Source organism: Flavobacterium gelidicaeli (genome assembly GCF_013294005.1).
Taxonomy (GTDB): Bacteria; Bacteroidota; Bacteroidia; order Flavobacteriales; family Flavobacteriaceae; genus Flavobacterium.
Genome location: NZ_JABSNK010000004.1, coordinates 23,100 through 48,805, shown reverse-complemented (window position 1 = coordinate 48,805; position 25,706 = coordinate 23,100). Strand labels below are relative to the sequence as shown.

At 33.4% G+C, this 25,706-nt stretch carries 24 protein-coding genes; 14 read left to right on the top strand and 10 right to left on the bottom strand.

Annotated elements, in window-relative coordinates; translation table 11 throughout:
- The 4 genes from HNP99_RS06855 to rlmB all read left to right on the top strand — a co-directional run bounded on the left by HNP99_RS06855 (position 1) and on the right by rlmB (position 7,035).
- On the top strand, positions 1–822 hold the full coding sequence (locus tag HNP99_RS06855) for a DUF4843 domain-containing protein (protein WP_173852642.1): 822 nt from the start codon (positions 1–3) through the stop codon (positions 820–822).
- Between the two features lie 715 nt (positions 823–1,537).
- The gene (locus HNP99_RS06850) at positions 1,538–4,780 is read left to right on the top strand and encodes a SusC/RagA family TonB-linked outer membrane protein (RefSeq protein WP_173852640.1); all 3,243 of its coding nucleotides are present in this window, start codon (positions 1,538–1,540) and stop codon (positions 4,778–4,780) included.
- Between the two features lie 4 nt (positions 4,781–4,784).
- Positions 4,785–6,236: a SusD/RagB family nutrient-binding outer membrane lipoprotein gene (locus HNP99_RS06845; protein ID WP_173852639.1), complete on the top strand. Its 1,452-nt coding sequence runs from the start codon at positions 4,785–4,787 to the stop codon at positions 6,234–6,236.
- A 64-nt stretch (positions 6,237–6,300) separates the two neighbouring features.
- Positions 6,301–7,035 (top strand): 23S rRNA (guanosine(2251)-2'-O)-methyltransferase RlmB, encoded by a 735-nt coding sequence (rlmB, locus tag HNP99_RS06840; RefSeq protein ID WP_173852637.1) that lies wholly within the window; start codon positions 6,301–6,303, stop codon positions 7,033–7,035.
- 50 nt (positions 7,036–7,085) lie between these two features.
- On the opposite strand, the gene HNP99_RS06835 is transcribed toward rlmB, so the two are convergent.
- A complete protein-coding gene (locus tag HNP99_RS06835; protein WP_173852635.1) occupies positions 7,086–7,853 on the bottom strand; it encodes a rhomboid family intramembrane serine protease in 768 nt (255 codons plus the stop codon).
- 228 nt (positions 7,854–8,081) lie between these two features.
- On the opposite strand from HNP99_RS06835, the gene HNP99_RS06830 reads away from it, so the two are divergent.
- Positions 8,082–9,359: a replication-associated recombination protein A gene (locus tag HNP99_RS06830; RefSeq protein WP_173852633.1), complete on the top strand. Its 1,278-nt coding sequence runs from the start codon at positions 8,082–8,084 to the stop codon at positions 9,357–9,359.
- 65 nt (positions 9,360–9,424) lie between these two features.
- On the opposite strand, the gene HNP99_RS06825 is transcribed toward HNP99_RS06830, so the two are convergent.
- From HNP99_RS06825 to radC, 3 genes are read right to left on the bottom strand one after another with little or no spacing between them, the layout of a single operon-like run.
- Positions 9,425–10,186: a hypothetical protein gene (locus HNP99_RS06825; protein WP_173852632.1), complete on the bottom strand. Its 762-nt coding sequence runs from the start codon at positions 10,184–10,186 to the stop codon at positions 9,425–9,427.
- A gap of 3 nt (positions 10,187–10,189) precedes the next feature.
- Complete coding sequence (locus tag HNP99_RS06820) at positions 10,190–10,879, bottom strand: YjjG family noncanonical pyrimidine nucleotidase (RefSeq protein ID WP_173852630.1); 690 nt, start codon at positions 10,877–10,879, stop codon at positions 10,190–10,192.
- Positions 10,880–10,888: 9 nt separating this feature from the next.
- Positions 10,889–11,581 (bottom strand): RadC family protein, encoded by a 693-nt coding sequence (gene radC, locus HNP99_RS06815; protein ID WP_173852628.1) that lies wholly within the window; start codon positions 11,579–11,581, stop codon positions 10,889–10,891.
- 94 nt (positions 11,582–11,675) lie between these two features.
- Between radC and HNP99_RS06810 the strand changes: the two genes are divergently transcribed.
- Positions 11,676–12,302, top strand: coding sequence for a DUF1287 domain-containing protein (locus HNP99_RS06810; RefSeq protein ID WP_173852626.1), 627 nt, complete (start codon positions 11,676–11,678; stop codon positions 12,300–12,302).
- 49 nt (positions 12,303–12,351) lie between these two features.
- Here HNP99_RS06810 and HNP99_RS06805 read toward each other — a convergent pair whose 3' ends face one another.
- Both HNP99_RS06805 and HNP99_RS06800 read right to left on the bottom strand, forming a co-directional pair.
- Positions 12,352–13,707, bottom strand: a complete 1,356-nt coding sequence (locus tag HNP99_RS06805) for a UDP-N-acetylmuramate--L-alanine ligase (RefSeq protein WP_173852624.1) — start codon at positions 13,705–13,707, stop codon at positions 12,352–12,354.
- A gap of 17 nt (positions 13,708–13,724) precedes the next feature.
- Positions 13,725–14,414, bottom strand: a complete 690-nt coding sequence (locus HNP99_RS06800) for a tetratricopeptide repeat protein (protein ID WP_173852622.1) — start codon at positions 14,412–14,414, stop codon at positions 13,725–13,727.
- A gap of 243 nt (positions 14,415–14,657) precedes the next feature.
- Between HNP99_RS06800 and HNP99_RS06795 the strand changes: the two genes are divergently transcribed.
- From HNP99_RS06795 to lysM, 3 genes are all read left to right on the top strand, one after another.
- Positions 14,658–15,647, top strand: coding sequence for a glycosyltransferase family protein (locus HNP99_RS06795; RefSeq protein WP_173852620.1), 990 nt, complete (start codon positions 14,658–14,660; stop codon positions 15,645–15,647).
- A gap of 212 nt (positions 15,648–15,859) precedes the next feature.
- The gene (locus HNP99_RS06790; protein WP_173852618.1) at positions 15,860–16,321 is read left to right on the top strand and encodes an Mpo1 family 2-hydroxy fatty acid dioxygenase; all 462 of its coding nucleotides are present in this window, start codon (positions 15,860–15,862) and stop codon (positions 16,319–16,321) included.
- 99 nt (positions 16,322–16,420) lie between these two features.
- The gene (gene lysM / locus HNP99_RS06785) at positions 16,421–16,879 is read left to right on the top strand and encodes a peptidoglycan-binding protein LysM (RefSeq protein WP_173852616.1); all 459 of its coding nucleotides are present in this window, start codon (positions 16,421–16,423) and stop codon (positions 16,877–16,879) included.
- A gap of 84 nt (positions 16,880–16,963) precedes the next feature.
- On the opposite strand, the gene obgE is transcribed toward lysM, so the two are convergent.
- From obgE to hpt, 4 genes are all read right to left on the bottom strand, one after another.
- Positions 16,964–17,965, bottom strand: a complete 1,002-nt coding sequence (obgE, locus tag HNP99_RS06780; protein ID WP_173852614.1) for a GTPase ObgE — start codon at positions 17,963–17,965, stop codon at positions 16,964–16,966.
- 204 nt (positions 17,966–18,169) lie between these two features.
- Positions 18,170–19,444 carry a hemolysin family protein gene (locus HNP99_RS06775; RefSeq protein WP_173852612.1) on the bottom strand — a complete coding sequence of 425 codons (1,275 nt, stop codon included), beginning with the start codon at positions 19,442–19,444 and terminating at the stop codon, positions 18,170–18,172.
- 151 nt (positions 19,445–19,595) lie between these two features.
- Positions 19,596–20,168, bottom strand: coding sequence for an adenylate kinase (locus HNP99_RS06770; protein ID WP_173852610.1), 573 nt, complete (start codon positions 20,166–20,168; stop codon positions 19,596–19,598).
- Positions 20,169–20,184: 16 nt separating this feature from the next.
- On the bottom strand, positions 20,185–20,715 hold the full coding sequence (gene hpt / locus HNP99_RS06765) for a hypoxanthine phosphoribosyltransferase (RefSeq protein WP_173852608.1): 531 nt from the start codon (positions 20,713–20,715) through the stop codon (positions 20,185–20,187).
- A 111-nt stretch (positions 20,716–20,826) separates the two neighbouring features.
- Between hpt and HNP99_RS06760 the strand changes: the two genes are divergently transcribed.
- Genes HNP99_RS06760 through HNP99_RS06740 form a run of 5 tightly spaced genes read left to right on the top strand, consistent with a single transcriptional unit; the run spans position 20,827 to position 25,571 of the window.
- Entirely contained in the window at positions 20,827–21,357 is a 531-nt protein-coding gene (locus tag HNP99_RS06760; protein ID WP_173852606.1) for a hypothetical protein, read from the top strand.
- A 55-nt stretch (positions 21,358–21,412) separates the two neighbouring features.
- On the top strand, positions 21,413–22,570 hold the full coding sequence (locus HNP99_RS06755) for a 5-(carboxyamino)imidazole ribonucleotide synthase (RefSeq protein WP_173852604.1): 1,158 nt from the start codon (positions 21,413–21,415) through the stop codon (positions 22,568–22,570).
- Positions 22,571–22,581: 11 nt separating this feature from the next.
- On the top strand, positions 22,582–22,986 hold the full coding sequence (locus HNP99_RS06750) for a hypothetical protein (RefSeq protein WP_173852602.1): 405 nt from the start codon (positions 22,582–22,584) through the stop codon (positions 22,984–22,986).
- A gap of 11 nt (positions 22,987–22,997) precedes the next feature.
- The gene (gene purE, locus HNP99_RS06745) at positions 22,998–23,483 is read left to right on the top strand and encodes a 5-(carboxyamino)imidazole ribonucleotide mutase (RefSeq protein WP_173852600.1); all 486 of its coding nucleotides are present in this window, start codon (positions 22,998–23,000) and stop codon (positions 23,481–23,483) included.
- Between the two features lie 60 nt (positions 23,484–23,543).
- A complete protein-coding gene (locus tag HNP99_RS06740) occupies positions 23,544–25,571 on the top strand; it encodes a M3 family metallopeptidase (protein WP_173852598.1) in 2,028 nt (675 codons plus the stop codon).
- Positions 25,572–25,706 lie beyond the last annotated feature (135 nt).

Here is a 25,706-nt window from a genome sequence, read left to right as displayed (position 1 = left end):
ATGAAAAATTTAATAAAAAAATCAAAAGTTGCAGCTTTACTACTAGTAATGGTAGGTTTTAGCTCATGTGACGCTGTTTTAGATCAAGAAAAAACAGATTTTGGAACTGGTCCAGTATTAGCTCAATTTACGAACTCTAGCATTTCTGCTAATTTCATAAAAGATGGTACAGAACAAACTTACAACATTCCTTTAACGATTGTTGGTGGTAGAAATTTGGCTTTAAACGAGCCAATTCAGGTAACTGTTAGTGCTGATGCGAGTTCTACTGCAGTATCAGGAACGGAGTACACTTTAGAAACAACTACTTTTACAATACCTGCTGGCGAAATGACAGTAAATGTGCCTATTAAAGTAGCTACTAGTAGTCTTGACCCATTTGATGCTAAAACATTAGTATTAAAAATTGATAGTTCTAGCAAAGGTGTTTCTGAAAACAACAAAACAAGCGTTGTTCTACAAGCAGTTTGCGAATTAGATCTAAATAATTTTGTTGGAACTTACACCACTAATGATTCAGGTGTATCTAAACAATCAACTGTAACTTTAGGAGCCTTACCTAATTCATTACTAATCAAAACAGGTAGTGAAAAAATCTATATTGAATTAAATACTGATGTAACTAATCCCACAATTACTTATGTAGAAGAAGGAGCAGTATTATCTGTTAGTTCAACTTATGGAGACATATGGGCAACTACGGTAACTGCTGAACAATCAACTTATGGATCTTGCGACTATTCTTTAAATTTAGAATACAAAAGATGCGTTAGCATAGGGTGTTTTAGCGGAACTAAAACTAAAACAATGGTTAAGAATTAAAATTCTTAAACTAAAATTAATAAAGCATCCTTTTAAATTATTTAAAAGGATGCTTTTTTTTTAAAGCTTTTTAAATTTGTATAAATAATTATTTAAATGTATTAAATTAGTAAACATATCTCAACTTTATTAATCATTTAAAATTAAATCCAATCTTGTATTTAGTAATTAAAATTCACAATTTTACAAATGAATACATCAAACAATATGAACAATGATTTTAAATTTAAAAGAATAAATTACATAAACTTATTTTTTAAAATAACTAAAATATAAAATTTATAACAAAATAAATTATCACAACACTTTAATAAACGAAGCAGTAATAAACTAAAAATTTATTACTGCTTTTTTTTTGGCAATTAAAAAAGCAGGCTTTAATTTTAAAATGATATTTTAAAACCACAAAAAATAAATCATTTTTTAACTATGAATTATGAAAAAATTAACAAATAAAATCTAAATAGTTGATGTTAAAATTAGTTTTTATGTTAAAATTTATAAATATAATCTTAAAACAAAAAATTAAATAAATTCATAAAAAAACACAAATAAACCAGTATAACAAGGGTATATTAACATTTAATAAAGACAAAATCGCATATGTGCAATAATACTTACATAAGTAAAAAAATAAGAATACACAATAGATTAGAACAGGAGAATATTAAGTTTTAGTTATGATATTTGTAACACTAATTCAAAAAATCACAAAATGAAATTAAAATTTAATGGAATCTTAGTACTATTATTAGTACTAATGATACAAATAGCATTTGCACAAGAGAAATCTGTGACAGGTGTTGTTTCTGATAATACGGGCATGCCTATTCCTGGTGTAAGTGTATTAATCAAAGGTACTAAGACAGGTACACAGACAGATTTTGATGGAAAGTACACCATTAAAGCTGCACCTAATCAAACGCTAATTTTTAGCTACATAGGTATGAAAAGCCAAACACTATCTGCTAATGCGAGTATGGTAAACATTACAATGACCGGCACTGCTGTGGAGCTTGAAGGTGTAGTTGTTACCGCGTTAGGAATAAAAAGAGAAAAGAAGTCTCTTGGCTATTCTGCACAACAAGTAACTTCAGAGGAGGTTTCAAATGTTCCAACAGGAAATTTTGTAAATAATTTATCCGGAAAAGTAGCAGGTTTAAGTATTACTAACGGAACAAATTTTGGAGGATCTACAAATGTAGTTCTTAGAGGTTTCAAATCACTTTTAGGAGATAATCAAGCTTTGTTTGTTGTTGATGGCGTACCTATTTTAAACACAAACGTTAATAGTTCTGATCAAAAAAGCGGTAGAGGAGGATTAGATTTTGGAAATGCTGCGTCAGATATTAATCCAAATAATATAGCCGAAATAAATATTTTAAAAGGTGCTGCAGCAACAGCACTTTATGGATCAAGAGCTCAAAATGGGGCAATTATTATAACTACAAAAAAAGGTAAATCAGGCAACGACTTGTCAATAGAATTATCTTCCTCTTTTACTATGTCAAAAGTAGATAAATCAACTTTCCCAGAGTATCAAACTGAATATGGAGAAGGGTACTTTGGACAAAGATTTTCCACATACTTAGGACAACCAAGGGCTAGAACTGGAGATGATGCGTCTTATGGACCTAAATATGACGGTTCATTAGTATACCAATATGATGCTTTTATTCCCGGTTCAGCAACATTTGGACAAGCTACTCCATGGGTTGCTGCTGAAAATGGTCCAATAGCCTTTTTTAACACAGGAACATCAACTGTAAATAATATTGCATTGAGTGGCGGAACTGATAAAGGAACCTACAGAGTAACGTACTCTAATACCGACAGCAAAGATATACTACCAAATTCTTTACTTAGTAAAAACAATTATAATGCAGCTGCAACTTACAAATTTAACGATAAATTAAGTTCAAACTTTAATCTAACGTACGTTAACCAGAACACAAGAAATAGAAATTCAACTGGTTACAATGGAAATATAATGTCTAATTTCAGACAATGGTGGGCTACCAATATTGACTTAAAAGAACAAAAACAATTTTATGAACTTGGGAACCTAAACTATACTTGGAATCAAAGAAGTGCTACTGATATAGCGCCTAATTATTGGGACAATCCTTACTTTCAAAGATATAACAATTACAATACTGATACTAGACAGCGATTTGCAGGAAATGCAAGTGTAAACTATGAAGTATCAAAAAACTTTAGCTTAATGGGTAGAGTGGGTACTGATGGTTTTAATATGAGAACTGAAGACAGATTAGCTGTAGGATCCTACCCAAATATAATTGGATCTAATTCAAACGGAGCTAACTTACCTGCACAACCATCAGGATATACAGTAGACTTATATAACTTTAGCGAACAAAATTATGATTTTTTAGCAACCTATAAAAAAGACATTATTGAAGATTTGAATCTTAACATAATAGCTGGAACAAACTATAATGTACAAAATAGATACTTAAACCAACAATCAACATCAGGAGGTTTATACATACAAGGCTTATATACTATTTCAAACTCTGTATCAGCTCCAGCTTTACCAAGAATAGTTGACACTAAGAAACAAGTACTTGGCATATTTTCACAAGCAACACTTGGGTACAAAGGAACCTATTACATAGAAGGTTCTGTAAGAAGAGACCAATCTTCAGCTTTACCAGTTAACAATAATTCATATTGGTACTCTGCGGCATCAGCAAGTATTGTTTTCTCAAATTGGTTAAAAGATGTTGAGTTCATAAATTTTGGTAAATTTAGAGCTGCTTTTGCACAAGTTGGATCAGACACTGACCCAAATCAATTAGAAAACACTTATGTTGCTCGTACACCATTTGGAACACCTGTTTATTCAGTTAATACAAATGCTAAAAACCCAAACTTAAAACCACAACAACTTGACAATATTGAATTAGGTTTAAACATGCAATTTGCTAAAAACAGACTTGGATTTGATGTATCATGGTTTCAAAATAAAGCTTATAATCAAATCCTACCATTACCTGTATCAACTGCTACTGGTTCATCATTTAACACAATCAATGCTGGTACATTAACTACTAAAGGCCTTGAGGTTACACTTAATCTCACACCAATAAAAACAACAAACTTTGATTGGGACATTAATGTAAACTGGGCGAATCCAAATACTAAAGTAACAAAACTATCACCAGGTATTGAAAACATAAACATTAATTCACTGCAAGGAGGTATCAGTATCAATGCACCACTTAATGAAGACTACGGCTCAATTTGGGGAACAACTTACGTATTAGACGGCTCAGGCCAAAGAGTAATAGGTACTAATGGGGCATATATCGTTTCTACCACTACAGACAATAAACTAGGTACCTATCAAGCAGATTGGACAGGTGGGATTAACAATAAATTCACTTATAAAAATTTAGCATTTAGTTTTTTAATAGACATTAAAAAAGGAGGAAGTGTATTTTCACTAGATCAATATTATGGATATGGAACAGGTATTTACGCAAACTCTGTTGGTAATAATGATTTAGGAAATCCAATAAGAAATAAACTAGCTGACGGAGGTGGAGATCTATTACAAGGCGTAATGGTAAATCCTACCTATACATCTACAAATGGTCAACCACAATATGTAACAAATACAACACGCTTAGATAAATCACAATCAAGCCAAGTTTTAGGAACTGACCCACCAGCCGCAGCATTTGTTTATGATGCTGGATTTGTAAAACTGAGAGAAGTAGTACTTACATATAGTCTTCCGTCAAGCATATTAGGTAAAAGTGTTAAAGGAGCCTCATTAAGCGTGATTGGTAACAACTTATGGATAATTGACAAAAGCTTACCGTACTCAGACCCAGAAGCTGGATTGTCTTCAGGTAATACACAAGGATATCAAGCAGGACCTATGCCAACAACAAGAAATATTTCTTTTAATTTCAAAGTTAATTTTTAAAAAGATGAAAACGAAAAAAATCATAGCAATACTAGCAATAAGTCTGTCAATGACAGCTTGTGTTAGTGAGGATATAAACACAGACCCAAATAGTGCATACGATACAACACCAGGATCTCTAATAAATTATGCTCAAAAAGAATTAAGTGATTATGTAAACACTCCTAGTGTAAATCAAAATAACTTTAGACTAACAATGCAGTATTGGCAAGAGACTACATATGTTAACGAAAGTAATTATGACTTTACTAATAGAAATGTTTCTAATCAAATATTTTCTAACAATTATGTAAATGTCCTTGACAATTTAGAAGAAGCTAAAAAAATAATAATAAACTACTCCCCTTCTATAGCAGAAGCACCGGGATGGCCAGTTAATAAAAAAAATCAATTAGCCATTATTGACATAATGGAAGTATACACTTTTCAGAATCTTGTTGATACATTTGGTAATGTTCCTTATAGTCAAGCAGCTAATTTAGCAACCTACCCATTACCAATTTATGATGATGGATCAACAATCTATTTAGATTTAATCAAAAGAATTAATAGTGATATAGCTAGTTTAGACATTAGCGGTACCGGATTTACATCTTTTGATGAAGGAGATAAACTTTATGGAGGAAATATTTCAAAATGGTTAATCTTAGCCAACACTGTGAAATTAAAACTTGGAATAGCAATCTCAGATTCAAACCCAGTATTAGCAAAAACTACTGCACTTGATGCTATAACAGCTGGAGTTATAACTTCACCTTCTGAAAATTTTCAATTTCAATATCTTGCAGCATCCCCAAACTATAGCCCTCTGTATGAGAATTTAGTTGCTGTTGGTAGAGATGATTTTTTTGCAGCTAAAACATTGGTAGACTTCATGAATACTAAAGCAGATCCAAGAATAGGTAAATATTTTGATGAAATACCAACTGGAGGATATTTAGGTCAAACAATTGGAGAAGGTGGTGAATTTGGAGATTTCTCTGCAGCATCCTCATTTGCTTATACTGAAACGACTCCAGGAATGCTATTAAGTTACACAGAGGTAGCTTTCTACATTGCCGAGGCAAATGCAAGATGGAATAGCACTGTTGCTGCAACATCCTACAATACTGCTGTAACTGCTTCAATTTTAGAATGGGGTGGTACAACAGCAGAAGCTACTACTTACCTAACATCAAACCCGTACAACCCTGCAAATTGGAAAAAATCAATTGGGGAACAAGCTTGGGTTGCAATGTATAATCAAGCATTAACTTCTTGGAACTTTTGGAGGAGATTAGATTTCCCAGTACTATTAGCTCCAAGTACTGCAATCACAAATGCAGCGGGTAAAGTTCCTGTAAGAATGTCATACCCTGTACTTGAACAACAAGTTAATAACACCAACTACACTGTAGCATCTGATGCAATAGGTGGAGATTTATTAACAACAAAAATATTTTGGGATAAATTCTAATTATCAATTAAATATCTTTACAAACCACCAACTAACGTTGGTGGTTTTTTTATATATTTGCATTATGGAAAAAGAACATCAAATATTTGGAATTAGAGCGATCATCGAAGCTATTCAAGCGGGAACTACAATAGATAAAGTTTACATTCAAAAAGAGATTTCAGGCGAGTTAATGAAAGACTTAATGAAAGTAATGAAACGCGCTAATGTAAATTTCTCCTATGTACCAGTCGAAAAACTAAACAAACTAACACCTAGTAATCATCAAGGAGCTGTTGCAAGCATCTCTCCTATTTCATTTTTTGACTTAGAGACTTTGATTGATACCGTTGTTGATAACGGAAAAAAACCTTTGTTTTTAATCCTAGATCAAATATCAGATGCGCGTAATTTTGGTGCTATCATTAGAACAGCCGAATGTACTGGAGTAAATGGTATTATTATTCAAAAATCAGGTGCTGCGCCTGTAAACGGAGATACCGTTAAAACATCTGCAGGTGCCGTTTTTAATATTCCAATTTGTAAAGTGGAGCACATTAAAGATGCTATATTCCTATTACAAGCTAGCGGAATAAAAACTGTTGCTGCAACTGAAAAAACAGATAAAAATATCTATGACGTTTCCTTAAACGAAGGAGTAGCTATAATTATGGGTTCTGAAGATCGTGGTGTAAACCCTTCGGTATTAAAAATTGTAGATGAAAAAGCTAAACTTCCTATGTTTGGAACAATAGGTTCATTAAACGTATCTGTTGCTTGTGGAGCTTTTTTATATGAGGCATTAAGACAAAGACAATAATCAAAAATATTTTTTTCGACTTCAAAAAGTTGAAAACTATAAAAAACGAATCAAGACTCCGGTTTTGATTCGTTTTTTTTATCTGCAATAATTTCATAATTGATAAGTATATTAGACGTGAAGTAAGCAGGCTGCTCCTCTTCTATCACTTCTTCAGGCAAGTTTACAAAATTACCGTTTTCATCAAATCGTTGCATAAACTTATCTTCTGACGCATCAAAATCCTTTTTTTCCCAATCGTATTTAATTACTTTTTTATACTCTGGAGTTTTAAAAAAAATAGCAAATATAAAACCAGATAATAATCCCGCTAAATGTCCCTCCCAAGATATTGCTTCGTCAACTTTAGGAAAAATATACCAAACCATTCCTCCATAAAGTATCACTACAGTTAATGAAAGCGCAACTAATCTAAAATACTTAGTTATAATTCCTTTTAAAAATACAAACCCCACAAGAACATAAATCAATCCGCTTGCGCCAATATGATAACTTGTTCTCCCTATTAACCAAGTGAAAATACCCGTTAATAAAATACCATAAACAATAACTGCAAAAGATTGTTTTGGATAAAAAAATTGCAATGCAGCTAACAATATCAATAAAGGAACCGAATTATTATAAAGGTGACCTAAGTCTGAATGGATAAAAGGACTAAACAGCACGCCTTGTAATCCTGAAAATGTTCTTGGTAAAATACCGTTTGTAGCAAAATTATAATGAAAACGAATTTCAACCCAATAAACAATCCACAACGATAAAACAAAAAAAAGTGGTAATGCAATTACGGCATTGGTATATTTAAAATCTCTTTCCATAGTATTCTCTAAAAATTATCTACCCTTTAAGTGCAAAAATGAAACCAAATAAAAAGTATGCTATTATGTCACCTTCACTAAAGATTTCGTTGTTCTTAAATCACATAACTTTTTTTTAGCCCAGATCGAAACGGCATCCTTTTTTTAAGATGCGAGGGACGAGCAATCTTAAAAAAAGATATAGTGGAGAGCTGGAATAGCTTCAAATAAAATTAGTAATTTTGTAAAATGGAAGCACCATTAGCAGAACGCATACGACCACAAACTTTAGAAGATTACGTAAGTCAATCCCATTTAGTAGGACCTAAAGGTTCCTTGACACACCAGATTACTAAAGGAATTATTCCGTCTTTAATTTTATGGGGGCCACCGGGAACGGGAAAAACAACACTAGCGCAAATAATTGCGCAGGAATCCAAACGCCCTTTTTATATATTGAGCGCCATTAACTCTGGTGTAAAGGATATTAGAGAGGTTATTGAGAAAGCAAAACAAAGCGGCGGACTTTTTACTGCCAAGAATCCGATATTATTTATTGATGAGATTCACCGTTTTAGTAAATCCCAACAAGATTCTCTTTTAGCAGCAGTCGAAAAAGGATGGATTACTTTGATAGGGGCTACTACTGAAAACCCAAGCTTTGAGGTCATTCCTGCCCTTTTATCACGTTGTCAAGTCTATATTTTAAATGCTTTTACAAAAGAAGATTTAGAAGCATTATTACAACGTGCGTTAAAAAAAGATGTTTTTTTAATGTCTAAAAACATCAATCTTAAAGAAACAGAAGCGCTACTACGTCTTTCAGGAGGTGATGGACGTAAGCTATTAAATATATTTGAACTCGTTATAAACGCTTCTGCAGAAGAGGAAATTATTATTACGAATGATCGTGTTTTTGCTTTAGTACAACAAAACACAGTTTTGTATGACAAAAGTGGCGAGCAACATTATGATATTGTTTCGGCGTTTATAAAATCCATTCGTGGTAGTGATCCTAACGGAGCAGTTTATTGGCTTGCAAGAATGATTGAAGGTGGCGAAGATGTAAAGTTTATTGCTAGACGCATGTTGATCCTTTCTAGCGAAGATATAGGCTTAGCTAACCCTACTGCGTTTATAATGGCTAACAACACTTTTCAAGCGGTTGCAACAATAGGTTATCCTGAAAGCCGAATCATATTGAGCCAATGTGCAATTTATCTAGCTACTTCTCCTAAAAGTAATGCCTCTTACCTAGCAATAGGAAATGCCCAACAACTGGTTAAACAAACCGGTGATTTGTCAGTACCCATACATTTACGCAATGCGCCAACTAAATTAATGAAAGAGTTGGGGTATGGGGACGAATACAAGTATTCACATGATTATCAAAATAACTTTGCAGAACAAGAATACCTGCCTAACGAAGTAAAGAATACACCATTGTATACTCCAGGAATAAACTCTCGTGAAAATACTACTAGAGAATTTTTAAAAAATCGCTGGAAAGACAAATACGGTTATTAAATAAAAAAGGTTCTAAGAACAGCATCAATCTGTTTTTAGAACCTTTTTTAAAATATTATTTCAATTTAAAACTTAACTGCAATTTTTTCTGAAACAAGTTTTTCATCTTTATAATACTCAAAATACCAAGCTCCATTTTTAGCAACTAATACTCCCTGAACTTCGCCTTTAGTCGCTATATATGTTGATGGACTAGAAGTTTTAGTAACTTTCATAACCACTTTAGGGCTTGCGTCTACTAATTGATAACCATTTTCTATAGGCTGTGCATATAATAAGTCGGCTGCGTTAGTAACATCTTCCATTACTGTAGTTGCGTTATTTTGAACTGACTCATCCTTGATGATTGTTTCAGGAATATCTTCCTCTTCAACTTCAGTTTCAACAACAACTTTTTTAGCTGCTCCAGCGTAAATGTAATGTAAAGCGTTAATTGACTCAAATGCCTGATTTAAACACTCAACGTAAGCCGTTTCATATTCTTTATCTTTACTTCTTCCCGTTTCTGACTGAAAAACCAGCTTCCCTTCACAATCTTTTAAGGTCACAAAAAGTTTAGTAACTAAAAAACCGCTCTCCTTTTCAACATTTAAATATAATAGATCACATCTTTTTGCAAATTGTTTTGGCATTTGTTCATTTGAATAAAAAGCTTCAAATCCTGCTTTTTTCAAATTAAACTTGGATAATGTATTTAAACGATACGCATTATCTGATTTTAAAAAATCAAATTTAATAGGCACAACAACCGCTTTATAATTATTAACAGATTGCGCATTAACAAAATTTCCTGCTACTATAAGCAGTAATAAAATATATTTTTTCATGGTTTAAAGGTATTTTTTTAATTCTAATAAATGGTTAACTTGTTTAATATTTGAGGCTACTTTAACATTACTTTCGTTAAAGAAAATAGCATCTAACCCTATATTCAATGCGCCCTCTACATCTGCTTCTAGAGAATCACCTATCATGATACTATTTTCTTTTTTGGCTTTAGCCAAATCTAAAGCGTATTCAAAAATAACAGGATTAGGTTTTTTTACACCCGCTAATTCTGAATTAGTGATCGTTAGGAAATAATCTTCTAATTGAGCATTTTTTATTTTTCGATCTTGAACTGCTGCAAAACCATTAGTTATTATATGCAAATTGTACCTTTCGTTTAAATAATCCAAAACTTCAAAAGCACCATCAAAAAGATGGTTATTATCCGGTAAATGGGTTAAATAGTCTTCAGCAATAACTGATATTTGAGCATCCGTAATCACGTAATTGATAGCATCAAAGGATTCTTTAAGTCGGTTATAACGCAATTCTTCGTGTGTGATCTTATCAAATTGATACAATTTCCAGCAAGCCTGATTAATAGGCACATACTTTTCTATAAATTCTGTTATTTGAACTGAGGGATGGTAATTAGACAATATTTTACCGAAAGTAATTTCAGAATTTTTATCAAAATCCCAAAGAGTGTGGTCTAAGTCAAAGAACACGTCGCTAATATTTGTAATCTTCATTTGTAATTTTTAAAATATTCCTTCGTCTACAAAGCTAAAATAATTTACCTCAGTAATAATCAAATGGTCTAAAACTTTAACTTCTAAACTATCGCCAGCAAGTTTCAGTTTTTTAGTGATTTGTTTGTCGGATTCACTTGGAACTAATGTTCCTGAAGGATGATTATGACACAAAATTAATGCCGTTGCTCCTATTTCTAGCGCTAATTTAAAAACAATTCTAACATCTACTAAAGTTCCGGTAATGCCGCCTTTGCTTAATTGTGATTTTGACAAAACTTTGTTCGAATTATTCAAATAGACTATCCAGAATTCTTCATGCGGCAACTCCCCTATTATGGGTTGCATTAGTTCAAATATTGCTTTGCTGGAAGTTATCTTGACCAAATCTAAAGCATCCTCTGACCTCCTACGCCTACCTAATTCTAATGCTGCAATTATCGAAATAGCTTTTGCCTCACCTATTCCTTTATATTGCGTTAATTGTGCTATAGAAAGCTTCCCTAATAAATTAAGATTATTATTCACACCAGCTAAGATTTTTTTACTCAATTCCACTGCCGACTCGTTGCGACTTCCTGAACCAATCAAAATAGCAATTAACTCGGCATCACTTAAAGCACTTTTGCCTTTGAGCATCAGTTTTTCTCTAGGCTTATCGTCTTCTGACCAATGTGTAATTGGAAAATTACTGCTTTCCATATTATTTATTTATGAATGTTATTTAGCTAAACTACACAAAAAAAGGAACTTAACTAAATTCCTATCAAAAATAGCCTTAACTTTAAAATAAAAAATGAAATTCTTAGTAGCAGTCATCACGTTTCTATCCGTTTGTTCTTGTGGCCAAAAACAAGAAATCAAAACACCTCTTATTGCCGAGAATGTTATTATAAACACCTTTGAGCAAAAATTATCTGACGCCGCTTTGTCTATAATTAATCCTTCAATAGTATACGATCCCAGTTATTTTTCGATAAAATACCCTAACGGTGACATTGCAGCAAACAAAGGCGTTTGTACTGACGTGGTCATTAGAGCTTACCGAAAATTAAATATTGATTTACAAAAAGAAGTACATGAAGATATGAAAGCAAATTTCTCAAAATATCCCAATTTAGTAAAATGGGGAATGACAAAAACAGACACGAATATAGATCATAGACGTGTACCAAATTTAGAAGTTTTCTTTGATCGAAAGGGAGAGCATCTACCCATAAATCAAGACCCGTCAACTTATAAAACAGGCGAAATTATAACCTGGATGATTAATGGAAAACTGCCACACATAGGGATTATAACAAACCAAAAATCAGCTGATGGGAAACGAAATCTAATAGTCCATAACATTGGTGGTGGTCAAGTACTCGCAGACTGCTTATTTGATTTTGAAATTGTTGGACATTATAAATACCAAAAATAAAAGCCAATTATCAAGTTGACAATTGGCTTTCTATCATATTCTATCTTAATTATTCTATTAATTTCTTAACTTCATCAAAATCTAATCCTCCATAATTTCCAGAACTCATTAATAACAAGGCAGCATTGTCAAAGTTTAAACTAAAAAGATATTCTTTGAACTCTTTTGGGTTTGTGTAAATAACAAGATCTTTTCTATTAAATGCAGTTGCTATTTGTTCATAACTAACTTCGTCTAATTGCTTAATTTTTACTGCATCTGGCGAATAAAATACCACAGCCACATCAGCATATTCAAGAGCACCTTCGTATTCTTTTAAAAACTCTGCATTCAAACTACTGTAGGTATGTAACTCTAAACATGCTATTAATTTACGATCTGGATATTGCTCTTTTACAGCCTTTGTAGTTGCCGCGACTTTACTTGGCGAATGTGCAAAATCTTTATAGGCAACACTTTTATTACTTTCAGCTATTTTTTCTAGACGTTTTGATGCTCCCTTAAAACTAGCAATCGCCTCATAAAAGGCAGCTTCATCAACACCCATATTTTGACAAATCCATTTGGCTCCAGCCAAATTATTCAAATTATGAGCACCAAAAACTTCAATAGGCATATCTCCTTCTGGAGTTTCTAATAAAGTTATTCCATTATCAACTTTGTAACTTGGAGTTGAATACGGTAATTTTCGGATCGGGTTTGTTGCTGCTTCCGCTACTCTTTTCACTTCGGTATCATCTTCATTGTATACTAAAATTCCGCCATTAGTAATTTTACCAATGAAAATTTCAAATTGCTCCACATAATTTTCATATGTTGGAAACACATTGATGTGATCCCAAGCAATTCCTGATATTAAAGCAATATTAGGTTGGTACAAATGAAACTTAGGACGCCTATCAATTGGTGAAGACAAATATTCATCTCCCTCAAGAACAATAAAATCATTCTCCTCTGTAAGATGCACCATAGTGTCAAATCCTTCTAATTGTGCTCCCACCATGTAATCAACAGCAATATCATGATAATGCATCACGTGCAAAATCATTGAAGTAATGGTTGTTTTACCATGAGAGCCACCTATCACTACTCTCGTTTTGTTTTTAGACTGTTCGTATAAAAATTCAGGATATGAGTATATCTTAAGCCCCAACTCTTGCGCTTTTAATAATTCAGGATTATCAGCCTTAGCATGCATTCCTAAAATTACTGCTTCAATGTCTTGGGTTATTTTTTCAGGAAACCAACCCATTTCGACTGGTAAAATTCCTTTTTTATCTAAGCGTGATTTTGATGGCTCAAAAATTGCGTCGTCACTCCCAGTTACTTGATACCCTTTATTCTTTAATGCTAAAGCTAGATTATGCATGGCGCTACCACCGATAGCTATAAAATGAGTTCTCATATATTGTTCTTAAATGTTCAATTTAATTTTTTAATTTGTTCTTGTATTGCATTTGCTCTAGTTGGATCATCCATTTTATTTCGGTATAAATCAGCTAGCATTTTATAACTCTCAATAGAATTATTACTCACCACAATAGCCTTTTTATACATGTTTTCGGCTGATTTATAGCGTTTAAAATATTCCTCAATTCTTCCGCGTGACATGTAACCATCAACCGGTGAAATTGCTAATAGTTCATTAGAATACCGTATTGCTTTAGACTCACTCCCTCCTACAATTCCAGGCAACTGAATATACAGCATTACTAAAGCCCACCTGGCATCAATATGTTTAGGCTCCAGCTCAATTGCTTTTTCAAAGGATTCTTTTATATCATCAATCATCCCTAAAGCTTTGAATTTATTTACTTCTAAAGCATACATACCTGTAGCACCACCGTATTTATAATGATAATTTGCCTCATTAGGCTTAAGTGTTTTTAACCTTTTGTAGTATCCTATTGCCTCCGGCCAAGATTTACTCGCCCCAGCAATATCACCTAAGTCTTCAATTATTACAAGATTAGTACTATTTGATTTCAACAGCGTTTCGAAGATAGGTTTAGCTTGTTCGTATTTTTTATCGTCAAACAGCCTCTGAGCTCGCTCATAATTAGATTGCGAAAAAAGCATTACTGGAAATAATAAGAATAACAACTGTTTCATTTTTCAAAAATAAGAAATTTATATAAGCATTAGAAAGATAATTCATCAACATTAAAACTAAAAAGTATAATGAAATAGAAAACTTAAGAACACTTTACCATAACACACTCCACTTAATTTAGCCATCTATCATTTTGATAAAAATTAATAGCATTATTAATAAACAAAGTTCTTGCCATATCGCCAATATAAAAATAACGAATACCTACCAAATTAGATTTCTTATTAGCACCACAAAATTATATGAAAATATTTTATGCCATTCAAGCCACTGGAAACGGACACATAAGTAGAGCCACACAGTTATACCCTTATCTTTTAAAACACGGAACTGTTGACTTCTTTGTAAGTGGAAACAACGCCACTCTGGACCTTAAATTGCCTATTAAATTTCAAAGCAAAGGTTGCAGTCTCTATTACAGCAAATGTGGCGGACTCGATTATTGGAATATTACTAAAAATATTAGACCACGCCAAATCTATAAAGATGCTGATGCGCTCCCGTTGAAAGACTATGATATAATTATTAATGACTTTGATGCAATAACGTCATTAGCTTGCAAGATGCAAAACGTACATTCGGTGCAGTTTGGGCACCAAGCAAGTTTTCTTTCTAAAAACACACCAAGACCAGAAAAAAAAAGCCTTATGGGCGAAATGATCTTAAAACATTATGCAAGCGCTCCTAAAAACATTGGATTGCATTTTGAAAAATACGACAGTTTTATTCGTCCACCCATCATTAAAGACCAAATACTTGAAGCAACACCAAAAAACTTAAACCACATTACCGTTTACTTACCTTCCTTCGATCAAGACTGCTTACAAAAAGCCTTCAATAAACTAAATGATGTACAATTTCATTGGTTTCTAAGTGATGTAACCCAAAAACATACTGTAAACAATATCACCTATTATCCCGTAAACCAAAAGCAGTTCAATCAAAGCTTAATAACTTGTGACGGAATCATTACCGGTGGCGGATTTGAAACTCCAGCCGAGGCGCTTTACCTTGGTAAAAAAGTACTTTCCATCCCTATTCGCAATCACTATGAACAAGAATGTAATGCTGCTGCACTAAAAAAACTAGGTGTTCCCGTAGTTTATGATGTAGCTAAAGACTTTGACCAAATCATTGCTAACTGGTTGGATTTAAAAATAACGTATCCAAAAATACAAGCCAACAACATTCCCGAAACATTGGATTATTTATTTGACACTTATCGCAGCTAAAAAAATATTTTTGGGAATGCCCCGCAAAAAAAGCGGGTCGGGCTATGCGCTACAATCTTTTTAGAGGAAAAAACCTCAAAAAAGGATTTCTGCTTCTATCCCTCATTCAAACTAGAATAAAGCAGAAAAACCCTCAACTAATAAATACGCATTATAAAACCACATTAATTATCAATTTCATGTTTTTTTATTACATTAGTAAAAAATAAAACATGAAAACACTACCACAATGGTTTGAAGAATACGGAGTAAGTCACAAAAATGTAACCAATAAAAAAATTCATTACATCTGTGTACCGTTGATCTTTTTCTCAGTTGTAGGCCTTTTTATGAGTATTCCAAACCAGGTTTTAACTCCGCTTGCAAACTTACACCCTGTTTTTGCTAATTGGGGTTTTATCGCTTTAGTTTTTGTGTTATTATTTTACTTTAGGTTATCCCTTATCATGGGTTTAAAAATGCTGCTTTTTACAACATTGTGCTTGATTGGCAACTATATAATCTCTCAAACAATAAATATACTATGGTTTTCTATAGCCGTATTTGCAATTGGATGGATTGGTCAATTTTATGGCCATAAAATTGAAGGAAAGAAACCATCATTTATAAAAGACTTGCAATTTTTACTCATAGGACCAGCATGGGTAATTGATTCTGTACTTAAAATAGATTAATTATGATAACATAAATTTCACAAAGTTTTAAAACAGCTTATTGTAACACCATATTTTTTTTTAGTAACTTGTTGATTATTAATCTAAACATAATTAAAAATGGGATTACTATCATTTATCAAAGATGCTGGAACAAAATTATTTGGAAAAAAGGAAGACGAAGCACCAGCAGCCGAAAAAGAAACCTTAAAAGCAAGTGCGCTATTAGCACACGTACAATCTTTAAAATTGCCTTTTAAAAGTTTAAAAATATACCTACAAGCAGAAAAAGTTACTCTTAAAGGAGAAGTAGAAAATCAAATAGATGCTGAGAAAATTGCATTAGCAGTGGGTAATATCGAAGGCGTATCCGAAGTAGACAATCAAATGGATGTAGCCATCAAAGAACCTGAAGCAAGATACCACACGGTAGAAAGTGGCGATTGGTTGTCTAAAATAGCCAAAAAATATTATGGAGATGCGAATAAATACAATGTTATTTTTGAAGCAAACAAGCCCATGCTTACCGACCCCGATAAAATATATCCTGGTCAAGTTTTAAGAATACCCAACTTGTAACTATTAGAACCAGTAAAGTAAACCTATAAAAAAATCCGCTTCAAGTTTCTTGAGCGGATTTTCTAATTTATAATGACTGACTAATTAATCATTCAGCATTTTCCAAAGTTTGTCTTTCAGTTCTGTTAATCCTTGTTGCGTCACAGAAGATATAAACATATAAGGTACGTCTTTGAAAGCAACATCAAGTTCTACTTTCAGTTCTTCTCTTAGCTCGTCATCTAGCATGTCAATTTTTGAAATCACTAACAAACGTTCTTTATCAAGCATTTCTGGGTTGTACTTTGTCAACTCATTTACTAGAATATCGTATTCCCCTTTAATATCTGGAGTGTCAACAGGAACTAAAAACAATAGCGTTGAATTTCTTTCAATATGTCTCAAGAAATAATGTCCTAATCCTTTTCCTTCTGCAGCACCCTCAATAATTCCAGGAATATCAGCAATTACAAATGATTGATAATCTCTGTAAGCTACAATTCCTAAATTGGGTTTTAAAGTTGTAAACGGGTAATCAGCAATTTTAGGCTTAGCTGAAGTTAAAACAGATAACAACGTTGATTTCCCAGCATTAGGAAAACCTACTAATCCTACATCAGCAAGTACTTTAAGCTCTAAAATAACATCACTCTCTGTACCTGGTAAACCTGGCTGAGAATAACGTGGTGTTTGATTGGTTGAACTTCTAAAATGCCAGTTCCCTAATCCACCTTTACCACCTCTTGAAAGTACTTGACGTTCTCCATCTTCAGTAATCTCGAATAAGATTTCGCCTGTTTCTTTATCTTTTACAACAGTTCCTAATGGTACTTCGATAAATTTATCATCACCATCAGCACCTGTACTTCGGTCACCACTACCATCTCCACCGTTCCCAGCTTTGACGTGTCTTGCAAATTTAAGGTGAAACAAAGTCCATAGTCCTTTATTTCCAACTAAATATACGTGTCCTCCACGACCACCATCACCACCATCTGGCCCACCTTTTTCAATAAATTTCTCTCTGTGCAAGTGCGTAGATCCCTTTCCTCCTTTTCCTGAAGAAACAAATATTTTTACATAATCTACGAAGTTTCCTTCTGTCATAACTCTTTATTTAATTTGACACGATTCAAAAAAACTGACAACCGCTGATTGCCTTCCTTTTAATTTTAAATCCTCTGTCATTTTTTTATAATCTGTTTAAAGATTCCATCTACCAAAGTTGGCAAACAACAACTCTTAAACAATCTACTATTTTTGCATGAACAATATAAAGTTTCAAGCAGAACTGAATATTGAATCTTTATTTTATTTTCGTAATGATTTCACTATCACTTTATCAATCTTTATTCCGTCCATATCGATTACCTCTAACTGGAATTTATTCCAAATCAGTTTTTCTCCTTGTTTAGGAATATGTGAGAGTTCTGTCATAATTAATCCACTAACGGTAGTTACATCATAATCATTGATTAAATCATCTAACTCAAAATAAGTTAAAAAATCATGCAATGAATAATGTCCATCAACTAACCAAGTACCGTCTTCTCTTTCTATTAATTGAAAATCGTCTTTATAAAATTCTGAAGCATCTCCTACAAGCGCTTCAAGAATATCATTAAGCGTAATAATTCCCTGAAAAATACCATACTCGTCAGAGACGAAAGCATAGTGAATTCCGGTTTTTTTAAATTGCTCTAAAGCTTTATAAGCAGTGGTATACTCCATCATAAATGGTGCATCTGTCATAATACTTTGCAAACTAAAACCTTCATTATCAATGGTTGCAAAGATGTTTTTTAAATTCGCAACTCCTACAATATCATCATAATTATCATTGTAAACTGGATAAATTGAATGCAATTCTTCGAGCATAAATTTTTTAACGTCAATTTTACTGGAAGTCAATGGTAAAAAAACCACTGATTTACGGTGTGTCATCAACGAATTTATTTTTCTATCTCCAATATGAAAAACGCGTTCTACAATATCTTGTTCAATTTCTTGTACTTCACCACCTTCAGTACCTTCTTTAATGATGGCTTTGATTTCTTCTTCGGTTACTTTACCATCAGCACTAGGTCTTATTTGCAAAACATTTAATAAGAACTCAGTCGAATTAGTTAGTAACCAAATAAATGGTGCCGTAATTATAGAAACCACTTTCATAGGCATTGCTACTTTTTTAGCAATTGCTTCTGGGTGATTTAATCCAATTCTTTTGGGCAATAACTCTCCTAATACTAAAGAGAAGAATGTCAATATTACCACCACTACTCCTACTGCAATAGTAGGCGCGTAGGGTTTTAAAACCGCAAAAGAACTAACAAATGCTTGCACATCAGTCGTTATTTTATCACCGCTATAAATACCCGTTAAAATACCAATAAGGGTAATTCCTATTTGTACGGCTGACAAAAACTTATTAGGAGCATTAGCTAGTTCTAATGCTATTTGGGCGCTTTTATTGCCTTTTTTTGCTGCAGATTCTAACCTGTTTTTCCTTGCTGAGATCAGTGCGATTTCAGACATGGAGAAAAGTCCGTTTAGTAAAATCAGAAAAAGTATGATTAGTATTTCCATATTTTTTTTAGCCCAGATGGCAGCAAAAAGTGCGACGCTTGTAAAACTTTGTTTTTCTTGATAAAAAAGAGCGACCGGAGGAAGCTCCTTTTTTATTTTAGAAAAGCTGTTTTATAAGCAAGAACTTGTAGCGTACAGCTGGAATTGCTTCTTATAAATTATCTATAACATCACTTAGACGTACTGTAATTTCATCAATAGTTCCTATTCCGTTTACGGCATGAAACTTATTTTGTTCTTTATAGTACCCCATTAAAGGTGCTGTTTTCTCATTGTATTCTTGGTATCTATTACGAATTTTATCTTCGTCTTGATCGTCAATTCTTCCGCTTGTTTTTCCTCTATCAAGTAATCTTGCTACTAGAATATCATCATCAGCTTCTAAGGCAATTGTAGCCGTGATGATTTCATTTTTAGAAGCTAAAAAAACATCTAAGGCTTTAGCTTGAGAGATCGTTCTAGGAAAACCATCAAATAAAAAACCAGCAGTATTTGGATTTTTTTCTACTTCACTTTGTAACATTTTAATTGTTACTTCATCAGGAACTAGATCTCCTTTGTCCATATAAGTTTGCGCTAACTTCCCTAATTCAGTCGCATTTTTTATGTTGTATCTAAAAATGTCTCCTGTTGAAAGGTGCGTTAATTTGTACTTTTCTTTTAGAAATTCAGCTTGAGTTCCTTTTCCTGCTCCTGGTTTCCCAAATAAAACGATGTTAGTCATAATGTGTGTTGCGTAGTTATTCTTTTAGTTGATATACTTCTGGCAAGTTTCTTCCTAGACCGTCATAGTCTAGACCAAAACCTACTATAAATTTATTTGGAATTTCGATTCCAACATAGTCAATTTTAATATCTTTTTTATAAGCCTCTGGTTTAAAAAACAAAGTTGCTATTTTTAACTCCTTTACATTTTGTTTTTTAAACAACTCTTTTAACTCAACAAGTGTATTTCCTGTATCTACTATGTCTTCAATAATTACTACTGAACGACCTGTTAAATCTTGATTTAGACCTATTAGTTGTTTTACCTCATCTGTAGAAGAGGTTCCTTCATAGGAAGCCATTTTTATAAAACTTACCTCGCAAGCACTTTTATACGCTTTCATAAAGTCAGCTACGACCATAAAAGAACCATTTAAGACACCTATAAATACAGGCGTTTCATTTTCAAAATCAGCTACTACTTGAGCGGCCATTTTATCGATTGCAAAGGCTATTTCTTTGGCTGTTATAAACGGAACAAATTGTTTATCGTGAAGTTGAATCATTATTTTTGTGTTTAAAATAATGTGCAAAGATAGGAATTTCTGAGTTGCCAATTCAGATTAAAAACCATAAGAATAGTTTACAATTGAAAATAATAGGTATTTTAGCCCTAGATGAATAGCGAATTTTATAAAAACATAGCCAAAAGCAATGCTTACAGAGCGAGTCGTGACAAAAACACACAGCTAGTTATGACTAATTTGCTTTTATTTCCTGATTTATTAGCAATCGCACTCAATACCGCCGACAAAAACCACCATAAAGCGTGCTGGATTATGGAGTTAGTTCTTGAAAAACAACTGCATTTACTCACTGATCATCTTGCATTATTTTGCAATAGTCTCTCTAGCTTTACTAACGAAAGTGCTTTGCGTTCTATTTCAAAAATTTGTTTGTTTTTAAGTCTACACATTCACCTAACACCATTACAAGAAGAGCAAATCACTGAAAACTGCCTTGACTGGCTCATTCAAGAAAATCGAAAAGTAGCCACAAAAGCCTACGCTATTAGAACATTATTTGAATTAGGAAAAACTCAAAAATGGATTTACCCAGAATTACAACGCATCCTTAGTGATGACTACCCAAAATATTCTGCTGGATACAAAGCTGTTGCAAGAGAAATATTGAAGAAAATAAAATAGCATTTTTTGATTTGCTACATATAAAGTATCTTTGCCAGTAACAAACAACTACACAATGAATTATTTTTCTTCTGATTTTAAATTAGGAATTTTGGGCGGTGGACAACTAGGCAAAATGCTGTTATCTGACACCCGGAAATTTGACATACAAACCTACGTTTTAGACCCAAGCGATGAAGCACCTGCGAGAATTGCTTGTAATAAATTTTACAAAGGCGACTTAATGCATTTTGACACTGTTTACCAATTTGGAAAAATGGTAGATGTTTTAACTATCGAAATTGAATTAGTAAACCTCGACGCTTTAGAAAAACTAGAAAGTGAAGGTGTCAAAATATATCCTTCACCAAAAACATTAAAAGCCATTCAAAACAAAGGAAAACAAAAAGATTTCTATGTAGAAAATGGGATACCAACATCAAAACACCTTCGTTTTGTGGATATCGCCGACTTGACGAAAGCATTAGAAAAAGACGAATTAGAATTTCCTTTTGTCTGGAAGTGTGCCGAATTTGGTTATGATGGTAATGGGGTAAAAATTGTACGTTCTACTTTAGACCTGATTAACTTACCAGATGTAGAATGCATTGCTGAAGACATGGTGCCTTTTAAAAATGAATTGGCAGTCATTGTTTGTCGCAATCCATCAGGAGAAATTAAGACTTACCCTGTTGTAGAAATGGAATTTCATCCAGAGGCTAACCAAGTAGAATATGTGATTTGCCCTGCTCGAATTGATATTAAAATAGCTGAGAAAGCAATCGCTATTGCATTGAAAGTTTCAGAAAGCTTTGACCATGTAGGTTTATTAGCCGTAGAAATGTTCCAGACTGAAGATGATGAAATCCTTGTAAACGAAGTAGCTCCTCGTCCACACAACTCAGGCCATTACTCTATAGAAGCGAGTTATACATCACAATTTGAAAATCATTTACGCGCTGTTTTAAACTTACCATTAGGAAACACTGCTAGTAAAGTTGCTGGCGTTATGGTAAACTTAGTAGGAGCCGAAGGATATGAAGGCCAAGTAGTTTATGAAAACATAGAAAAAATCATGGCAATTGATGGTGTAACACCTCATATTTACGGCAAAAGACAAACTCGTGCTTTCAGAAAAATGGGACATGTTACCATAGTAAATGAAGACATGGCTGAAGCGAGACGCATTGCCGAGGAAGTGAAGAAGAGCATTAGGGTTATTAGTCAAAAATAAAAACTTTAAAAATGAATGAATTAGAAACGATCGGAAAGAAAAACACAATACTCATTTTAATAAGCATTTTATTAGTTTCTCTTCATACCCTTTATTTGTACAATAGTTCCGTTTCAGTAATTGAAACAGAAAAAATCATGAAGCAAATTGGTCGATTTTTTTTAACAATTGGGCTATTATATTTTATTTACAGTGGAAAAAATTGGGCTCGAATAATTGCAATTATTTTATTCTCCCTTGCAGTCGTTGGGGCAACCATAGGCTTAATCACTTTGAACACATCATTACCCTTTAAAATTCCTTTGATAGTGATAATTTTCATTTATTCATTATCAATTTATCATTTTGCTTTCGCTAAGAGTTTCAAAGCTTTTTTTGAATATCAAGTTCAAAAAGCAAATAATTTCAATCTTTAATAAAAAAAACAATGAGCAAAGTAGCTATAATAATGGGTTCAAAATCAGACTTACCCGTAATGCAAGAAGCAATCGATATTTTAAAAAGTTTTGATATCGAAACAGAAGTTGATATAGTGTCTGCTCATAGAACACCTGAAAAGTTATTTGATTTTAGCCAAAACGCACATCTTCGAGGAATTTCAGTAGTAATTGCTGGTGCTGGTGGTGCAGCGCATTTACCTGGAATGGTGGCTTCAATGTCTCCCCTTCCTGTAATTGGTGTTCCAGTAAAATCGAGTAATTCTATTGACGGATGGGATTCTGTTTTGTCAATTTTACAAATGCCGGGTGGTGTTCCTGTTGCAACTGTCGCTTTGAACGGTGCCAAAAATGCTGGAATATTAGCCGCTCAAATTATCGGAAGCAGTAACAAAGAGGTCCTAGACCGCATAATTGCTTATAAATTGGAACTGAAAGAAGCAGTGATTACCGCTTCTGAAAATTTGAAAAAATAAAAATATTTTAAAAATACCCGATCAGGGTTTAAAACCCTGATCGGGTTAAATAAATAAAACATGAACATCCTAACACAATATTTCAATACCAAACATAACACGGCGCCTTTTTCGCAGATTAAAAACGAAGATTATTTGCCTGCGATACAAGAAGGAATTGCTTTGGCAAAAGCAGAAATTGATGCCATTGCTAACAATCCAGAAGAACCGACTTTTGAAAACACAATTGTTGCCATGGATTACACCGGAGATATTTTGGATAGAGCGTCAAGTATCTTTTTTAATTTGAACTCGGCAGAGACGAATGACGAAATGCAAAAAATAGCTCAAGAAGCTTCGCCTCTATTATCTGAATTTGGAAATGACATCACGCTAAATCCTGTTTTGTTTGCGCGCGTAAAAGCGGTTTATGATTCAAGAGAATCATTAGACTTGACTACTGAGCAAGCCACTTTATTGGATAAAAAATACAAAGGTTTTTCTCGAAATGGTGCTAATTTGCCTGAAGATAAAAAAGACCAACTCCGCGCTATTGACAAAGAATTATCTAAATTAAGCTTACAGTTTGGCGAAAATATTTTGGCAGAGACTAATGCTTTCGAAATGCACTTAACCGAAGAAAAGGATTTGGCTGGGCTACCAGAAGGAACTATCGAAGCCGCTCGCTCTTTGGCGAAAGCCCAAGAAAAAGAGGGTTGGATTTTTACATTAGATCATCCAAGTTACGTTCCGTTTATGACGTATGCAGACAATCGTGAATTGCGTAGAAAACTAGCTATTGCCTTTGGTGCAAGAGGTTTTCAAAATAACGAATTTGACAATCAAGAAATTGTTTTGAAGATTGCTAAACTTCGTTTTGATAGAGCGCAATTATTAGGCTATGCGACCCATGCTCATTTTGTATTGGAAGAACGTATGGCGCAAACTCCAGAAAAAGTACTTTCTTTTTCGAATGATATGCTAGCAAAAGCCAAACCGGCAGCCTTGAAAGAATTTGAAGAGTTGACGGCTTTCGCCAAAAAACTAGACGGAATCGAACAACTAGAAAAATGGGACGGTGGTTATTATGCCGAAAAATTGAAACAACAACTTTTCAATTTGGATGACGAAAAATTGAAGCCTTATTTCCAGTTGGAGAAAGTATTGAAAGGTGCTTTTACAATCGCTGATAAATTATACGGTTTGACTTTTACCGAAGTATTTGACATTGACAAATACCATCCTGAGGTAATGATTTATGAAGTTACCGATGAGAAAAAAGATTTAGTTGCTATTTTCTACGCTGATTTTTTCCCTCGAAAAGGAAAACGTAATGGTGCTTGGATGACTTCATTCAAATCGCAATATGTAAAAAACGGAATTAACGAAAGACCTCATGTTTCGAACGTTTGTAATTTTACAAAACCAACAGAAACTAAACCATCGCTATTAACATTTAATGAAGTAACCACCTTGTTTCATGAATTTGGACATGGTTTACACGGCATGCTTGCCAACACGGTTTACCCAAGTTTATCTGGTACATCGGTATTTTGGGACTTTGTAGAGTTGCCTAGTCAAGTGATGGAAAACTGGTGTTACGAGCCTGAAGCTTTGGCATTGTTCGCAACGCACTACCAAACGGGTGAAGTTATTCCGCAAGAATTTGTAGAAAAAATCAAAGAAAGTGCTAGTTTCCACGAAGGATTAGCAACGATGCGACAGTTGAGTTTTGGCCTTTTAGATATGGGATGGCACGGACAAGACCCTACGGGAATCACGTCAGTGAAGGCATTCGAAAAAGAGCAATTTGAATCTACTAGATTATACCCAGAGGTTGCCGAAAACGCTATGAGTACGGCTTTCTCACATATTTTTCAAGGTGGTTACTCATCAGGATATTATAGCTATAAATGGGCAGAAGTATTAGATGCTGATGCTTTTGAATTTTTCCAAGAAAAAGGAATTTTTAATAGAGAAGTAGCAACCAAATTCAAAGATAATGTACTTTCTAAAGGAGGAACAGAACCACCAATGGAATTGTACAAACGCTTTAGAGGACAAGAACCGAAGCCTGATGCTTTATTGAAAAGAGCGGGGCTTTTATAGATTTCAGATTGTTGATTAACGTCCCGACGGTTCGGGATTGATTGCAGATATAAACCGAAGTAGAAATGCTTCGGTTTTCTTTTTTAAATAAACTTTCATTTATTTTTGAAAGTTTAAAAACTTTTACATACATTT

Coding starts and splice junctions, on each gene's coding strand:
- HNP99_RS06855 (WP_173852642.1), top strand. CDS start 1: ATGAAAAATTTAATAAAAAAATCAAAAGTTGCAGCTTTACTACTAGTA.
- HNP99_RS06850 (WP_173852640.1), top strand. CDS start 1,538: ATGAAATTAAAATTTAATGGAATCTTAGTACTATTATTAGTACTAATG.
- HNP99_RS06845 (WP_173852639.1), top strand. CDS start 4,785: ATGAAAACGAAAAAAATCATAGCAATACTAGCAATAAGTCTGTCAATG.
- rlmB (WP_173852637.1), top strand. CDS start 6,301: ATGGAAAAAGAACATCAAATATTTGGAATTAGAGCGATCATCGAAGCT.
- HNP99_RS06835 (WP_173852635.1), bottom strand. CDS start 7,853: ATGGAAAGAGATTTTAAATATACCAATGCCGTAATTGCATTACCACTT.
- HNP99_RS06830 (WP_173852633.1), top strand. CDS start 8,082: ATGGAAGCACCATTAGCAGAACGCATACGACCACAAACTTTAGAAGAT.
- HNP99_RS06825 (WP_173852632.1), bottom strand. CDS start 10,186: ATGAAAAAATATATTTTATTACTGCTTATAGTAGCAGGAAATTTTGTT.
- HNP99_RS06820 (WP_173852630.1), bottom strand. CDS start 10,879: ATGAAGATTACAAATATTAGCGACGTGTTCTTTGACTTAGACCACACT.
- radC (WP_173852628.1), bottom strand. CDS start 11,581: ATGGAAAGCAGTAATTTTCCAATTACACATTGGTCAGAAGACGATAAG.
- HNP99_RS06810 (WP_173852626.1), top strand. CDS start 11,676: ATGAAATTCTTAGTAGCAGTCATCACGTTTCTATCCGTTTGTTCTTGT.
- HNP99_RS06805 (WP_173852624.1), bottom strand. CDS start 13,707: ATGAGAACTCATTTTATAGCTATCGGTGGTAGCGCCATGCATAATCTA.
- HNP99_RS06800 (WP_173852622.1), bottom strand. CDS start 14,414: ATGAAACAGTTGTTATTCTTATTATTTCCAGTAATGCTTTTTTCGCAA.
- HNP99_RS06795 (WP_173852620.1), top strand. CDS start 14,658: ATGAAAATATTTTATGCCATTCAAGCCACTGGAAACGGACACATAAGT.
- HNP99_RS06790 (WP_173852618.1), top strand. CDS start 15,860: ATGAAAACACTACCACAATGGTTTGAAGAATACGGAGTAAGTCACAAA.
- lysM (WP_173852616.1), top strand. CDS start 16,421: ATGGGATTACTATCATTTATCAAAGATGCTGGAACAAAATTATTTGGA.
- obgE (WP_173852614.1), bottom strand. CDS start 17,965: ATGACAGAAGGAAACTTCGTAGATTATGTAAAAATATTTGTTTCTTCA.
- HNP99_RS06775 (WP_173852612.1), bottom strand. CDS start 19,444: ATGGAAATACTAATCATACTTTTTCTGATTTTACTAAACGGACTTTTC.
- HNP99_RS06770 (WP_173852610.1), bottom strand. CDS start 20,168: ATGACTAACATCGTTTTATTTGGGAAACCAGGAGCAGGAAAAGGAACT.
- hpt (WP_173852608.1), bottom strand. CDS start 20,715: ATGATTCAACTTCACGATAAACAATTTGTTCCGTTTATAACAGCCAAA.
- HNP99_RS06760 (WP_173852606.1), top strand. CDS start 20,827: ATGAATAGCGAATTTTATAAAAACATAGCCAAAAGCAATGCTTACAGA.
- HNP99_RS06755 (WP_173852604.1), top strand. CDS start 21,413: ATGAATTATTTTTCTTCTGATTTTAAATTAGGAATTTTGGGCGGTGGA.
- HNP99_RS06750 (WP_173852602.1), top strand. CDS start 22,582: ATGAATGAATTAGAAACGATCGGAAAGAAAAACACAATACTCATTTTA.
- purE (WP_173852600.1), top strand. CDS start 22,998: ATGAGCAAAGTAGCTATAATAATGGGTTCAAAATCAGACTTACCCGTA.
- HNP99_RS06740 (WP_173852598.1), top strand. CDS start 23,544: ATGAACATCCTAACACAATATTTCAATACCAAACATAACACGGCGCCT.